General features: G+C 70.0%; 12 protein-coding genes. 6 read left to right on the forward strand and 6 right to left on the reverse strand.

Annotation, left to right across the window (positions count from 1 at the left end; genetic code table 11):
* Nucleotides 1–119 precede the first annotated feature (119 nt).
* Nucleotides 120–3,023: a winged helix-turn-helix domain-containing protein gene (locus NQV17_RS18240; RefSeq protein WP_257773319.1), complete on the reverse strand. Its 2,904-nt coding sequence runs from the start codon at nt 3,021–3,023 to the stop codon at nt 120–122.
* A gap of 396 nt (nt 3,024–3,419) precedes the next feature.
* Here NQV17_RS18240 and NQV17_RS18245 point away from each other — a divergent pair, with 396 nt between their 5' ends.
* Entirely contained in the window at nt 3,420–4,328 is a 909-nt protein-coding gene (locus tag NQV17_RS18245) for an AraC family transcriptional regulator (protein ID WP_257773320.1), read from the forward strand.
* Between the two features lie 22 nt (nt 4,329–4,350).
* On the opposite strand, the gene NQV17_RS18250 is transcribed toward NQV17_RS18245, so the two are convergent.
* Complete coding sequence (locus NQV17_RS18250) at nt 4,351–4,551, reverse strand: hypothetical protein (RefSeq protein ID WP_257773321.1); 201 nt, start codon at nt 4,549–4,551, stop codon at nt 4,351–4,353.
* A gap of 67 nt (nt 4,552–4,618) precedes the next feature.
* On the reverse strand, nt 4,619–5,269 hold the full coding sequence (locus tag NQV17_RS18255) for a DsbA family oxidoreductase (RefSeq protein WP_257773322.1): 651 nt from the start codon (nt 5,267–5,269) through the stop codon (nt 4,619–4,621).
* Between the two features lie 118 nt (nt 5,270–5,387).
* Here NQV17_RS18255 and NQV17_RS18260 point away from each other — a divergent pair, with 118 nt between their 5' ends.
* Nucleotides 5,388–6,293 (forward strand): LysR family transcriptional regulator, encoded by a 906-nt coding sequence (locus NQV17_RS18260; RefSeq protein ID WP_257773323.1) that lies wholly within the window; start codon nt 5,388–5,390, stop codon nt 6,291–6,293.
* A gap of 28 nt (nt 6,294–6,321) precedes the next feature.
* On the opposite strand, the gene NQV17_RS18265 is transcribed toward NQV17_RS18260, so the two are convergent.
* The 3 genes from NQV17_RS18265 to NQV17_RS18275 are packed head-to-tail and all read right to left on the reverse strand — an operon-like array spanning nt 6,322 to nt 9,500.
* A complete protein-coding gene (locus NQV17_RS18265) occupies nt 6,322–7,764 on the reverse strand; it encodes an alginate export family protein (protein WP_257773324.1) in 1,443 nt (480 codons plus the stop codon).
* Between the two features lie 14 nt (nt 7,765–7,778).
* A complete protein-coding gene (locus NQV17_RS18270; protein ID WP_257773325.1) occupies nt 7,779–8,720 on the reverse strand; it encodes a glyoxalase in 942 nt (313 codons plus the stop codon).
* A 48-nt stretch (nt 8,721–8,768) separates the two neighbouring features.
* Entirely contained in the window at nt 8,769–9,500 is a 732-nt protein-coding gene (locus NQV17_RS18275; protein WP_044847097.1) for a YoaK family protein, read from the reverse strand.
* A gap of 351 nt (nt 9,501–9,851) precedes the next feature.
* Between NQV17_RS18275 and NQV17_RS18280 the strand changes: the two genes are divergently transcribed.
* The 4 genes from NQV17_RS18280 to NQV17_RS18295 all read left to right on the forward strand — a co-directional run bounded on the left by NQV17_RS18280 (nt 9,852) and on the right by NQV17_RS18295 (nt 13,276).
* Nucleotides 9,852–10,571 (forward strand): TetR/AcrR family transcriptional regulator, encoded by a 720-nt coding sequence (locus tag NQV17_RS18280; RefSeq protein ID WP_257773326.1) that lies wholly within the window; start codon nt 9,852–9,854, stop codon nt 10,569–10,571.
* A 131-nt stretch (nt 10,572–10,702) separates the two neighbouring features.
* A complete protein-coding gene (locus NQV17_RS18285) occupies nt 10,703–11,578 on the forward strand; it encodes an alpha/beta fold hydrolase (protein WP_257773327.1) in 876 nt (291 codons plus the stop codon).
* A gap of 37 nt (nt 11,579–11,615) precedes the next feature.
* Nucleotides 11,616–12,758, forward strand: a complete 1,143-nt coding sequence (locus NQV17_RS18290) for an FAD binding domain-containing protein (protein WP_257773328.1) — start codon at nt 11,616–11,618, stop codon at nt 12,756–12,758.
* A gap of 176 nt (nt 12,759–12,934) precedes the next feature.
* Nucleotides 12,935–13,276, forward strand: a complete 342-nt coding sequence (locus tag NQV17_RS18295) for a DUF4148 domain-containing protein (protein WP_257773329.1) — start codon at nt 12,935–12,937, stop codon at nt 13,274–13,276.
* Nucleotides 13,277–13,462: the final 186 nt, after the last annotated feature.

The raw sequence follows: 13,462 nt of genomic DNA on the forward strand, positions 1-13,462 counted from the left end.
CGGCATGCACCCGGTTTGACGATACACCGACCATCCCTTCCCCCTTGAACATTGCACGATCAGGCCGCCGCGCCGCGGCGCGCGGACGCGACGGCGCCCGGCGCGGGCCCGGCACGCCGTTACGCCACCGACTGCATCGCATCCGCCGCCTCGCGTCGCTTGCGCGTCAGGCCCGTCGGCACAGCCGTCTCCGGGCGAACGAAGTTCTGCAGGCGCGCCAGGCGGCGCACGTCGAACGCCCGCGATTGCGGGTCGACATGCCCCGACAGGTCGGCTACCAGCGACGACGCCTGCGCGGTGCGCCCGCGCTCGATCAGGTGATCGGCCAGGTCAAGCGTCGCGCGCAGCGCCCACATCGCGGCACCCTGGCCGTTCGCCGCATGAATCGCCATCAGCAGGTGACGGTGCCCGTCGGCTTCGCACGCGATCGCGAGATCCGGGTCGGCGGTGCGGGCCTGTTCGAGCATCGCCAGCCCCCGCGCGCGCAGCAGTTCCGGCACGAACAGATGCTCGCCGTGCGCGCGGCAGCGCGCGAGCGTCGCGTCGAGCTTCGTGCACGCGTCGGCCGCGCGGCCCGTGCGCGTCAACCCTTCCGCGTAGGCGACGACCAGCGGCGCGAGCAGGCGCCGGAAGCCGCTCGCTTCGATGCGCCGCAGCGCGGGCTCGAGCCGCGCGAGCCCGGCGCCGGGATGGCCGGCCTGCATGTCGAACTGCCCGGCGAGACACTCGGCGTGGCTGCGCCAGATGTCGAACCCGTGCGCATCGGCGGTCGAGCGCAGCGTCGCCAGATAATCGGAAATCGCGTCGTGATCGCCGTAGGACAACGCCATCGGCACGGCCGCGGCGCCGAGCACCACGCACAATGCCGGCGCCGAGCCGCTGCGGCGCGCGCATTCGACCGCCTGCGCGGCCTGCCGCATCGCATATTCCGCATCGCCCTGCAGCCAGACGAGCCGCGTCAGCATCGTCCGGCCGAGCGTCGCGACGTCGATGCCCAGCGCCGCCTGCGCACAGGGCGGCTCGCCGGCGACGGCCAGCTCGGCCGTCGCCGCCTCCAGCCGCTCGCGCGCCTGCGCATGCTCGCCGAAGTAATGCAGCGAGGTCGCGACCATCGCGTCCGCCAGCAGCCGCTGCGGCCGGTCACCGCGGCGCTCCGCGGCCCGCTCGAAGCGCGTCGCGTAGCGCAGCGATTCATGAATGTCGGAGCGCGTCAGCATCGTGTTCCACAGCCCGACCAGCGCGCGCGCGTCGAACGCCTCGTCGCCGATCCGGCCCGCGAGACCGAGCGTCCTGTCCCACGTCGCGGCGGCCGTGTGCGTATCGCCGTCGGTATGCAGCAGCGCCGCCGCATAGGCCGCGCGCAGGCGCATCTCGCGTGCCGCGTCGACGGCGCCGTGGGCGCCGGCATCGAGCGCGTCGAGCGCGCGTCTCGCCGGGATCGAACTTTCGCGCATGCGCGCCGGCTCGAGCAACGCATGCGCCAGCGCGTCGATTTCCGCGGCCGGCGGGCCGGCCGCGGCGAGTTCGCGTAGCGGCGCGATGCCCGCGCCGACACCCAGGCTGGCCGCATGCGCGGCCTGGGCCTGGGCCGCCATCGCGGCCTCCGCCTGCTCGCGTTCGTAGCGCGCATGACGTGCGGCGACCGTGTCGAACTCGCCTTCGTTGCGCAGTTTTTCGAGCGCGTACGCGCGGGTGGATTCGGTCAGCCGGTAGCGCGCCTGCGCGCCGTTGAACTCGACGGTCACCAGCGACTTCGCGACCAGCTCGCCGAGCAGCGCGATCATTTCGGCAGACGGCATGCCCGGGTCCATCGCGACATCACGCGCGGCATCGAACGTAAACGGGCCGACGAAGCAGGCCATCCGGCGAAACAGCGACCGCGCGGCCGCATCCAGCAGCACGTAGCTCCAGTCGAACGTGGCGCGCAGCGTCTGATGGCGCGGCAACGCCGAGCGCAGCCCGCCCGTCAGCAGGTTCAGCCGGTCGTCGAGACGCGCCGCGACGACCTCGAGCCCGAGCGTCGCGACCCGCGCGGCGGCCAGCTCGATCGCGAGCGGCAGCCCGTCGAGGCGCCGGCAGATGTCGCCGATCAGCCGCATGCCGGCCGCATCGACCGCGCAATCGGGCGTGGCCGCGCGAACCCGCGCGAGGAACAGCTCGACGGCCGAATGGCGCACGATCTCGTCGACGCCGGCATCGGCGTCCGGCACCGCCAGCGGACTCACGCGAAACACGGCCTCGACCGAGATATGAAGCGGCTCGCGGCTCGTCACGAGCACGCGCAGCGGCGCGGCGTGCGACGTCAGCGTTTCGACGAGGTCGGCCGCCAGGTCGACGACGTGCTCCGCGTTGTCGAGCACGAGCAGGCCGCGCGACGCGGCGAACGCCTCGCCGATCCGTTCGACGGCCGGCACGCCATCCGCGTCGAGCCCGAGTTCCGCGCCGATCGCGCGCAGCACGTCGTCGCGCGTCGCCGCGCGCGCCAGTTCCACGAACAGCACGCGTTCGCCGGCGCGGCCGCGCAGTTCATGCGCGACGCGCTCGGCCAGGCTCGTCTTGCCGATGCCGCCCGCGCCGACCAGCGTGACGACCGATGCCCGCTCGAGCATGTCGACGATCTGCCCGATCTCGGTCTGACGCCCGACGAGCGGCGCCGGATGGGGTGCCGCGGCCGCTTCGGGCGCAACCTCGGACGCAACCTCGGACGCGCGCGGCGCGACCACGTGCGCGACCGGCGGGTGCGCGATCAGCAGGTAGCCGCGGCCCGGCACCGTCTTGATCAGGTCGCGGTTCGGGCCCAGCGCCTTGCGCAACGTCGCGACGTGCACCTGCAGCCGGTTCTCCTCGACGATCAGGCCCGGCCACACCGCGTCCATGATGTCGTCCTTCGAGACGAGGGAGCCGTTCGCGCGATGCAATACTTCCAGTATGTCGAGCGCACGCGCGCCGATACGCAACGACGCACCGTGGTCGCGTATGTCGCGCTGCTCGAAATCCACCGACAAATTCCCGATCTGGATCATGGCCGCCTCCAGGTTCCCCACGATGACCGCCATGTGAACACGCGGTTCACCGGGGCGGGAGTCCGCGCCGGCCTGCACGGCAGACGGGCGCAGAGTCTCAAAAAGTGGCCCGAGTCTAAACGCCATATCAATAAAAATCTTGAACGAAAATGCACTGGCGCCCGCCGCCTCGGCCCGTGGCGGATACGCGGGCCGCGCGGATATAAATGGGGCGATATCGTTCGACCTGTCGCTTCCGCCAGCGGGTCGAGCGTCGGCGCCGGCGCTCGGCCGGACGGCGATTTTTTCGTCAGCAAGCGGACATTTATTCAAGTTATGCTTAGCCGGATGTGTGTGCCGTATAAACTTGCACGTAAAACTGCTCGTATGCCGTACCCCATTGAAGGACGTTCCGTCATGTCAGATCCTTTCGCCGCAGTGCCCGCGGCGGTGCCGAAAGATACGCTCGGATGCGTGTCGAGCCTGTTGTCCAAGGATATCGACCGGTCGGTCGGCGGCCTGACGCTCCACCGCAAATGCATGCGCGACGAACACTTCGAGCGCATCGAGATGGCCGCCAGCGATCGCGGCTTCCTGATCGGCGTGTCGCTGAACGACGGCCACCGGCGCACGATCTACGGCGGCGCCGGCAAATCCGAGCGGCGGTTCCAGCACGACTCGATCTACATTCGCGACTTTTCCCAGAATTTCCGCGCCGACCTGTACGGCAAGTTCGATTTCGTGCTGATCGAGCTGTCGCACAGCTATCTCGACCGCCTCGGCCGCGAACACGACGGCACGGCGATCGGCGGCCTGACCTGCGCGCCCGACGTGCAGGACCCGGTGCTCGGCCATCTCGCGCATGCGGTCGCCGACAGCCTCGACGTGCCGGGCGCGCTGAACACGCTGTTCGTCGAGCAGATGGGGGTCGCGATCGGCGCGCATCTCGCCAGCCGCTACGGCAATGCGCAGGCGCGCGACCTGCAGCGCAAGGGCCTGCTGTCGCCGGCCAAGACGGCGCTCGCGAAGGAACTGCTGCTGGAAAAGGCGAACCTCGGCGTATCGATCGAGGAAGTCGCGAGCGAATGCGATCTGTCGCGCGGCTATTTCATCCGCGCGTTCTCGCGCACGACGGGGCGCACGCCGCATCAGTGGCTGCTCGAGCAGCGCGTGATCCGGGCCCGCCATCTGATCGAGACGACCGACATGACGCTCGCGGAAATCGCGGCCGTCTGCGGTTTCGCCGACCAGAGCCACCTGAACCGCATCTTCGCGCGCATCGTCGGCCATCCGCCCGGCGCATGGCGGCGCGGCATGACGCGCTGACACCGTCGCGCACGTCATCCGGTCAGCGCAGCGGCGTCGCGTCGTAGTTGACCGGCACGCTGCCCGCGCGCAGCGCGCGCATGCGCCGCTTCAGTGAGTTCATGTCCGATCCCCCGGTTGCGTGTCGACGTCGCGCGACGCTTGCCGATCCGACGGTCGGCCGGGCCTGTACGCGCGACATCGAGCCTACCGGCCGCTCGCGCCCTTGTCCTGAGGCGGACATGAAACGTTCTGAAGCCGGGCCGGAACGGCACCGGCCGGGCTTCAGGGCACCGCTTCAAGGCACCGCTTCAGGCTACCGCGTCATGCGCGCGCTGCGCGGCCAGCAACGCGCCGCGAAACACGGCGGTCGGCTGCGCGCCGCTGACGACGGTGGATCCGATGCGCGTCGACGGCACCGACGCGATGCCTGCGCGCACCGCGTCGGCCTCGAGCGCGATCACCGCGTCGAGCCCTTCGCCGGATGCGAGGAACGCCCGCACCGTATCGCCCGGCAAGCCGGCGCCGGCCGCGATCTCGACGAGCACGTCCGCGTCGCCGATATCGCGGCCGTCGCGGAAATACGCGGCGAACAGCGCATCGACGAGCGCGACCGCGCTGCCGCGTTGCTGCGCGAACCATACGAGCCGGTGCGCGAGCCGGGTATTCGGCGTGCGCGCGATGCGCGCGTGATCGAACACGAGGCCCGCCGCGCGGCCGGCCTCGGCCACGTGCGCGTCGAGCGCCTGCGAGCGCGCCCAGCTGCCGAACTTCGCGCTGCGGTACGCCTTGCGGTCCATGCCGCCGGCCGGCATCGTCGGATTCAGTTCGAACGGCACGAACCGGACGCTCACGTAGCCGGCCGGCCCGGCTTCGTCGATCGCCTCCGCGAGCCTGCGCTCGGCGATCCAGCACCACGGGCAGATGAGATCGTAGGTGACAGTGACTTCGACGGCATGCATTGCGCTCTCCTGTTGATTGCAGTCCGAAGATAGCGCTTGCCGACCGACGATAGAATGCGAACGGCACGCAACGCATCGTTGCGGCACGCACAACGACACCGACGTACGAGGCAACGACATGGACAAATTCTCCGCGCTGCGCGCGTTCGTGGAAGTGGCGGAAGCCGGCGGCTTCTCGAGCGCGGGACGGCGTCTCGACCTCGCGGCGTCGTCGGTCGTGCGCGCGGTGGATGCGCTCGAGGCATCGCTCGGCACCGCGCTGCTGAACCGCACGACGCGCCAGGTAACGCTGTCCGATGCCGGCTCCATGTACTACGCGCGCGCGAAGCGGCTGCTCGAGGAGCTCGCGGAAGCGGACGCGCTCGTCGCCGATCGCGGCGACGAGCCGTCCGGGCCGCTACGCGTGTCGGTGCCGGTCGCGTACGGCGTGCGACGCATCGCGCCGCATGTCGCGGCCTTCCTCGCGCGCCATCCGAAACTCGACCTCGACCTGCAGCTCACCGACGAACGCGTCGATCTTGTCGCCGGCCGGATCGACGTCGCGATCCGGCTCGGCGAAGCGGCGCCTTCCGCGGAGGTCGTCGCACGGCAGCTCGCGACGTTCCAGCGCTATGTCGTCGCGAGCCACGACTATCTCGACGCGCACGGCACGCCGGCAACGCCGGGCGAACTGGTCGATCACGCGTGCGTGCGCTTTCACTTCGGCGGCGACCAGCAGGCGTGGTCGTTCGCCGATGCGCGCGGCACGACGCGGGTGCTGGTCGCCGGGCGCCTGAAATCGAATCACAGTGAAGTGTTGCGCGAGGCCGTGCTCGACGGCGCCGGCATCGCGCTGCTGCCCGACTGGCTCGTCGATGCCGATGTCCAGTCGGGCCGCCTGCGCAGGCTGTTCGAAGCGTACGACGTCACGCCCGATGCGGCGCGCTCGGTCGTGACCGCGCTGTACCTGCCGAATCAGCGCGGCTCGAAGCGCGTCACCGCGTTCATCGATTTCGTCGAGGCGCTGGCACGCGCGCAGCCGTGAGCCGCGCGACGCGGTGCGGATTGCCGCGTTACCAGCCGAACTTCGCCTCCATGCCGACGTAGTCGGCATTGCGCGCGCCGAGCGCGCGAATCGAATCGGCGACCTGGAAATGCACGGCCTCGACCGCCAGCGCCACGTTCGCATTGACGAGCCAGTCGACGCGCGCCTGCGCATACATGCCCGTGCGCGCGCCGCCCTTGCCGGCCGTGCCGGGCACCGCCTGCATCCCCTGCCCGTAGATCGCGTCGGCGGTCGTCTGGCGCCACTGGAAACCGACCGCGGTCAGCACCGTCACGTTGCTGGCCGGCTTGAACGTCAGCGACGGCTTCACATGGATCAGGTTGCTGTAGCCGGTGTAGCCGGCGAGCGTGAAGTAATAGCCGTTCGGGAACAGCGGATTGAACGTGCCCATGCGCCCGTCGCCGGGATGCTTGTCGCCCGACGCGCCGTCGACCTGGATGCCGATGCGCGGCGTGCCCGGCGCTTTCGCGAACGTGTAGCCGCCGAGCGCGCCGAACGCCCATGCGCCGATCGTGTCCTGGCCGATGTGGCCGGTCTGCAGCATCGCTTCGGCGTCCCAGTCGAACCCGGCAGACTTGCCCGCGTAGCGCATGTCGAACACGTCGCGCCGCTCGGTGCCGGCGCCGGCGAGATAGCGCGCGTTGTCGCGCGTATAGCGTGACCAGTAGGCGGACAATTCGCCGGGTCCCACGCCGTTGTGCTCGATCCGCACGCCGTCGAAGCGCAGGTGCCGATTCGACACGTCGTCGAACACCGCGTCGTTGCGATATTGCACCGGACGCGTCACATAGCCGATCAGCCGCCAGTTGCCGATTTCGTAATCCGCCCACAGCGCGTCGAATGCCTGACGCACGTTCGGGCCGTCCCGCACCGACACGAACCGCTGCAGGTCGTACGCCATCTCCTGCCGGCCGACACGCGCCTTGAACGTGCCGCCGCCCAGCTGATCGACATACGCGACGAACGCCTGCTCGATGTCGAGCTGATCCTTGTCCACCGTGCCGACCGTGTCCTTGCCGAACGGCCGCGCATCGACGAACTGCACGAACGCCTGGAAATGCCCGGCATAGCGCAGGTCCGCGTGCACCGTCGCGCGCTGGATCACGTAGTTGTCGTCGTGCGCGGCGCCGAGCCCGAACAGCGGCGCGTTGTTCAGCTCGAAACGCTCGCGCAGGTTCGCGCCGAGCGACAGGTAGGTCGACGGGTCGCCGCCGAGCGGGATGTACTTCAGCCCGTCGAGCGGCTTGCGCGGCACGCACGGATTCGCGAGCACCGACCAGTCTTCCTGCCAGCGGTTGAACAGCACCGCGGGCCGCTTCGCGGTGCACGTCGTGCCGGCGGCCGAGGCCGGCGCCGCGGTGTCCTCGGCAGCGTCCGCCGTCCCGGCGTACGTCGCGACGCCGCCCGCCAGCACGGCGGCCGGCAGCACGCACCGCCACGCCCGCCTCATCGCCCGATGCGCCATTACTTCGACCGCGCGTGGATCTCGGCGACGTAGCCGCCCGGGAACTGCACGAGCGCCGCATCGCGCCCGTCCGACGTGAAGGGCGGCACCAGCACGGTCACGCCAGCGGCCTTGGCCTTCTCCAGCGTGGCGGCGAGGTCCGGCACTTCGTAGCCCGTCATTTCGCGCCCGAACGGATAAGGCAGACGGCCGTCGGTCGCCAGCACCGTCATCTTGCCGAAGCCCGACTCGATGCGGATGCGGCGATACGTGTCGTTCGGCCGGCCGATCTCGATGCCCGGTGCCTTGCGCACGTCGGACACGACCTTGCCGCGCGAGAACGCGACGAAGTCGTGCACCAGCTTGCTCGCGCTTTCCGGCGACACGTACACGCGGTTTTCCGGCACCGTCTGCAGCGGGTCGTAGTGCGGCGCCTGGGTGTGCCAGTACAGCTGCATGTTCACGCCGCCCGGCCAGCGGATGATCGCGTCGCGGCCGATCGGATCGGGGAACGTGTCGACGACCACGTCCGCGCCGTGCGCGCGCGCCGATTTCATCGCGACGTCCATGTCGGTGACGAGATAGCCGGTGCGCTCCTCGCAGAACGGATACGGGATCGGCGTCTTGAAGCCGAACACCGAGATCGTGCCGACCGGCGTCAGCACGAGCTGCGACATCGTCTGGCTCGGCGTCGGCGTGACCTGGAACACGCCCTGCTGCGACTTCTTGCCGCCGAACGTCGCGACGAAGCTGTCGGTGAAGCGATCGAAGTCTTCCGGCGCGACGCACACGTGCGTCGTGTCGTATTGCGGGCCGACCGCGACGGCCGGCACCTTCCCTGACGAGGTATCGAGCAGGCGCGTCTCGTCCGCATGGGCCGGCGCGCTCGCCAGCAATGCGCCGAACATGGCCGTCGATGCGGCCATCGTCCGCAATACCTGTCGCAACTTCAGTGCAATCATCGAAATCTCCTTGAAAATGACAAGCGCGGCCGTACGCCGCGCGCGGATTCAGCGTGACGCCGGCCCGTCGTCGGGCCGGCCGGATCGATAGGCCAGGAAGCACAAGGCCGCGAGCGGCAACGCCAGCGCCCAGAAGGCGGCGGACACATAGGCGGCGGCCCCCGCGCCGGCCCCGAGCGCGAAGCCCGCGACCGGCGGCAGCGTGCGCCGCAGCCGCACGCGCGCGGCTTCGCGTTCGGCCGGCGCGGCGAGCGGCACGAGCCAGTCGAACGCATCGATCACCGCCTGCGTGACGTTGCCCGTCATCACCGTGTTGGCGACGACCGAGCGCGCCGTCAGCCGGCCGTGCGCGTTCTGGACGCCCATCGCCGCGGCGCCGAGCAGGCCGCACAGGATCGTGCGCGGCGCGTCGGCGTCGGCGATCGGCGACGCCATCACGCCGGCCAGCATGAACCCGGCCAGCAGCACGGCCTGCAGTGCATACAGCGAACGCGCGCGCGGGCCGTGGCCGAGCGATCGCATCCGATGGTCGAGCACGCGCGCGCCGACGATGCCGGCGATGAAGGCCGGGAATGCGAGCCACTTGATCACGAGCCCTTGCCCGACGCCGGCGAGCCCCGAGCCGATCAGGATGAAGTTGCCGGTGACGTGCGCGGTGAACAGGCCGAACAGCGCGACGAAGCCGAGCGTGTCGACGTAGCCGGCGATCGACGCGAGAAACACGTCCTCGCCGCGCACGTGGTCGGGCGCCGCGGCCGCGGTTACCGGCTGCGTCGGCATGCCCCGGCCTCCTGGATGGCGACGGTTGCGCCGGCGCACGTACTGCCTGCGTCCGGCGAGATCTGATCACGCATGTTCCGCTCCGGTTGCGCCGCACGGCCCGGTGCGCCGACTGGCGTCCGGCCCATGCGGCGGTTCGACAGCAAGACTAGTCAACGCACGTCTTAATGTCATGGCGGCGCCGCTGAATTTTTCTGAAAATCCCGCTCGCGCACCCGACGGGATGGCCGGCGCGGCGCGGCGCGGACCACCGCGCGCGTCGCGTCGAAAGCCGCGCCGCAAACCGGATTCGCGCCCCCGAACGTGCTATTTTTCGATCGATAGCTTAAGCGCGCCATCAGGAGCCGATGCATGACCGAAAGAAAACGCAGCACGCCGGCCCGCGAGCGCGGGACGGACGCCGACGGCAACGCCGTCACGCCGGGCCGCCGGCTCGCGCCGGAAGCGCGCGAGCGGCAGATCGTCGAGAAGGCGATCGAGCATTTCGCGACGCACGGCTTTTCCGGCAGCACGCGCGAGCTCGCGCGGCAGATCGGCGTCACCCAGCCGCTCTTGTACCGGTACTTCCCGAGCAAGGAGGCGCTGATCGACCGCGTGTACGACGAGATCTACACGTGGAGTCCCGACTGGGAAAAACTGATCGCGGATCGCACGGTCCCGCTGCAGGAACGGCTCGTCGCGTTCTATCGCGCGTACGCGCAAACCATCCTGCGGCGCGAATGGATCCGCACCTTCATCTTCGCGGGGCTCAGCCGCGAGGGTTTCAACACGCGCTACCTGTCGCGGCTGCGCGAACGCGTGTTCCTGCCGGTGCTGCGCGAGCTGCGGCACGAGTACGACATCGCGACGCCGGCGACCGAGGCACAGCGCAACGCGGAAATCGAACTGGTCTGGAGCCTGCACGCGAGCATCTTCTATTTCGGCGTTCGCAAGTGGGTCTATGGCCTGCCGGTGCCCGACGATCTCGACACCGAAATCGAGCGGCTGGTCGACGCGTTTCTCCACGGCACGCCCGCTACGCTGAAGCAGATCGCATCCGGCGCGGGCGGCCGGCGCCGCCGGCGCGCGTAATCCGGCGCGGCGCGCGCCGCCAGACGATTTCAGAACAATTTATCCGGCGCGCCGATCGCTTCGCCTATCCTCGAACGGCATCTGCGCCCGCCTCCGGCTGCGCGCACACCGAACCGGACAGGGACCACGCCATGACCCACGACGCGCCTTCGATCACGCATCACACCGTCACCGCGAACGGCATCCGCCAGCACTACATCGATGCCGGCAGCGGGCCGGTCGTCGTGCTGCTGCACGGCTTCCCGGAAACCAGCTTCGCGTGGCGCTTCCAGATCCCGGCGCTGGCGCGGCGCTACCGCGTGATCGCGCCCGACCTGCGCGGCTACGGCGAAACCGACAAGCCTGCCGCCGGCTACGACAAGCGCAACATGGCGCGCGACGTAGCCGGGCTGCTCGATGCGCTCGGCATCGGCCGCATCGCGCTCGTCGGCCACGATCGCGGCGCGCGTGTCGCGACGCGCTTCTCGAAGGACTTCCCCGAGCGCGTCGACCGGCTCGTCGTGATGGACAACGTGCCGACGCGCATCGTCGCGCAGAACATGACCGCGCAAACCGCGCGCGCGTACTGGTTCTTCCTGTTCCACCAGGTGCCCGACCTGCCCGAGGCGCTGATCGCCGGCAAGGAAGCCGAGTGGCTGAGCCACTTTTTCTCCGACTGGTGCTACAACCCGCACGCGATCTCCGGCGACGCGTTCGACACGTACGTGCGTGCGTACCGGCGCCCGGGCGCCGTGCGCGGCGCGCTGGCCGACTACCGCGCGAACGCGGAAGACGTGAAGCAGGATCTCGTCGACGCCGACGTCCCGATCGCCTGCCCGACGATGGCCATCTGGGGCGAGGATTTCTATGCGGTCGGCAAGCTGTTCGACATGAAGTCCGTGTGGGAAAGCATGGCGACCAACCTGCGTGCCGAGCCGATCGCGCAATGCGGGCACCTGCCGCAGGAGGAGCAGCCGGAGCGCGTGAACGCGTTGCTGCTCGACTTCCTCGAGCACTGGGAAGGTTGAACCGCCGCGTGCGGCGAATCATCGGGAGAAAGCAATCATGAGCGACGTTTCGGGCCCGTCGGCGATCGTCGTCGGCGGATCGGTGGGCGGACTGTTCACGGCAACCGCGCTGCGTGCGGCCGGCTGGCGCGTCAAGGTGTTCGAGCAATCGCCGCACGATCTCGACAGCCGCGGCGGCGGCATCGTGCTGCAGCCGCCGATCGAGCGCGCGTTCGCGTTCGGCGGCGTGCCTGTGCCGCGCGACGCGGGCGTCGATTCGGGCGACCGGATCTACGTCGACGAACACGACCGTATCGTGCAGCGCTTCGACATGCCACAGACGCAGACCGCCTGGAACGTGATCTATACGGCGCTGAAGCGCGCGCTGCCCGCCGACGTCCTGCACGCCGGCGTCGCGTTCGACCGGTTCGAGCAGGACGGCGCGCGCGTGATCGCGCACTTCTCGGACGGCCGCGTCGAGCAGGCCGACCTGCTGGTCGGCGCCGACGGCGGGCGCTCGGCCGTGCGCGCGCAGCTGCTGCCCGATGCGCGGCCCGCGTACGCGGGGTATGTCGCGTGGCGCGGGCTCGTCGACGAGCACCTGCTTCCCGACACGGTGCTGCAGCTGCTGCGCGAGCGCTTCACGTTCCAGCAAGGCGACGCCCACCTGTTCCTGACTTATCTGGTGCCCGGCCGCGACGGCGCGATCGCGCCCGGCAAGCGGCGCGTGAACTGGGTCTGGTACCGGCGGCTCGCGCCGGATCGCCTGACGTCGCTGTTTCTCGGGCAGGACGGCATGCAGCGCGACGGCTCGCTGCCGCCCGGCGCGATGCGCGACGACAACCGGCTCGAACTCGTGAACGCCGGCCGCCGGATGCTCGCACCGACGCTCGCCGCGCTCGTCGACGCGACACAGGCGCCGTTCGCACAGGCGATCCTCGATCTCGCGGTCGAGCGCATGGCGTTCGGCCGGGCCGTGCTGCTCGGCGACGCGGCCTGCCTCGTGCGGCCGCATACGGCCGCCGGTGTCGCGAAAGCGGCAGAGAACGCGGTCGGTCTTGCCGAGGCGCTGCGCGGCGGCGTGCCCGCCAACGCGCTCGACGCCGCGCTGTCGCGCTGGGAGGCTGCTCAGCTCGCGGCCAATGCGTCGCTGTCCGCGCTCGGCATCTCGCTCGGCACGCGGATCATGGGACGCGCGTGACCGGCCGGCCGCCGTGCGCGGGCCCGTTCGTTTGCATCGGCCGCCGATTCGTGATTCCAGGTCAAAAATGATTTCGCCGGCGGCCCGTTTTTCCGCGGCGTCGGGATACCTATATTGGCAGCACTCGCAACGACGACGACGTGGTTGCGATTCACTCGACCCGATAGGTACCCCTGATGAAAACGCTCGTTTCTTCCACGCTTGCCGCACTGATCATCGCCACGCCGGCCGTTTCGTTCGCGCAGCAGCATGACCACCCGCTGACCCGCGCCGAAGTGAAGGCCGAAATGGCCCGCCTCGCCGCCGTCGGCTATACGCCGGCACTGGACCACAACCAGTATCCGGTCGCGATCCTCGCCGCCGAAAAGCGCGCGCGTGAAAACGCCGGCGCGCAAGCGGCATCGAACACCGCACCGGCAGCCGACACGACCGGCTACGGCAGCGAAGGCACCAGCACCAGCGCATCCGGCCGCGCACTGACGACCAACGGCCGCGACGCGATCTATCGCGGTCATTGAGCGGCGTCGACGCGCGCGCGAGCACCTTGCCCGCCACGCGCCCCCGCTCGTCCGTCCCCTCCGCATCGCCGGCCCGAATCGCCTGAACAGGCGTTCGGGCCGCGCGTCGTCGCACCGCTTCCCGCATCACGCCCCTGCCGCGCGCATCGTCGCCGCACCGCGCGATTCGTGACTGCGCAGTACAAG

The sequence above is a fragment of the Burkholderia sp. SCN-KJ genome, from assembly GCF_024656005.1.
Lineage (GTDB): Bacteria > Pseudomonadota > Gammaproteobacteria > Burkholderiales > Burkholderiaceae > Burkholderia.

Bases quoted from the DNA above. Each gene is read 5' to 3' on its own strand.
- NQV17_RS18240 (WP_257773319.1), bottom strand. From the start codon at position 3,023: ATGATCCAGATCGGGAATTTGTCGGTGGATTTCGAGCAGCGCGACATA.
- NQV17_RS18245 (WP_257773320.1), top strand. From the start codon at position 3,420: ATGTCAGATCCTTTCGCCGCAGTGCCCGCGGCGGTGCCGAAAGATACG.
- NQV17_RS18250 (WP_257773321.1), bottom strand. From the start codon at position 4,551: ATGTCCGCCTCAGGACAAGGGCGCGAGCGGCCGGTAGGCTCGATGTCG.
- NQV17_RS18255 (WP_257773322.1), bottom strand. From the start codon at position 5,269: ATGCATGCCGTCGAAGTCACTGTCACCTACGATCTCATCTGCCCGTGG.
- NQV17_RS18260 (WP_257773323.1), top strand. From the start codon at position 5,388: ATGGACAAATTCTCCGCGCTGCGCGCGTTCGTGGAAGTGGCGGAAGCC.
- NQV17_RS18265 (WP_257773324.1), bottom strand. From the start codon at position 7,764: ATGAGGCGGGCGTGGCGGTGCGTGCTGCCGGCCGCCGTGCTGGCGGGC.
- NQV17_RS18270 (WP_257773325.1), bottom strand. From the start codon at position 8,720: ATGATTGCACTGAAGTTGCGACAGGTATTGCGGACGATGGCCGCATCG.
- NQV17_RS18275 (WP_044847097.1), bottom strand. From the start codon at position 9,500: ATGCCGACGCAGCCGGTAACCGCGGCCGCGGCGCCCGACCACGTGCGC.
- NQV17_RS18280 (WP_257773326.1), top strand. From the start codon at position 9,852: ATGACCGAAAGAAAACGCAGCACGCCGGCCCGCGAGCGCGGGACGGAC.
- NQV17_RS18285 (WP_257773327.1), top strand. From the start codon at position 10,703: ATGACCCACGACGCGCCTTCGATCACGCATCACACCGTCACCGCGAAC.
- NQV17_RS18290 (WP_257773328.1), top strand. From the start codon at position 11,616: ATGAGCGACGTTTCGGGCCCGTCGGCGATCGTCGTCGGCGGATCGGTG.
- NQV17_RS18295 (WP_257773329.1), top strand. From the start codon at position 12,935: ATGAAAACGCTCGTTTCTTCCACGCTTGCCGCACTGATCATCGCCACG.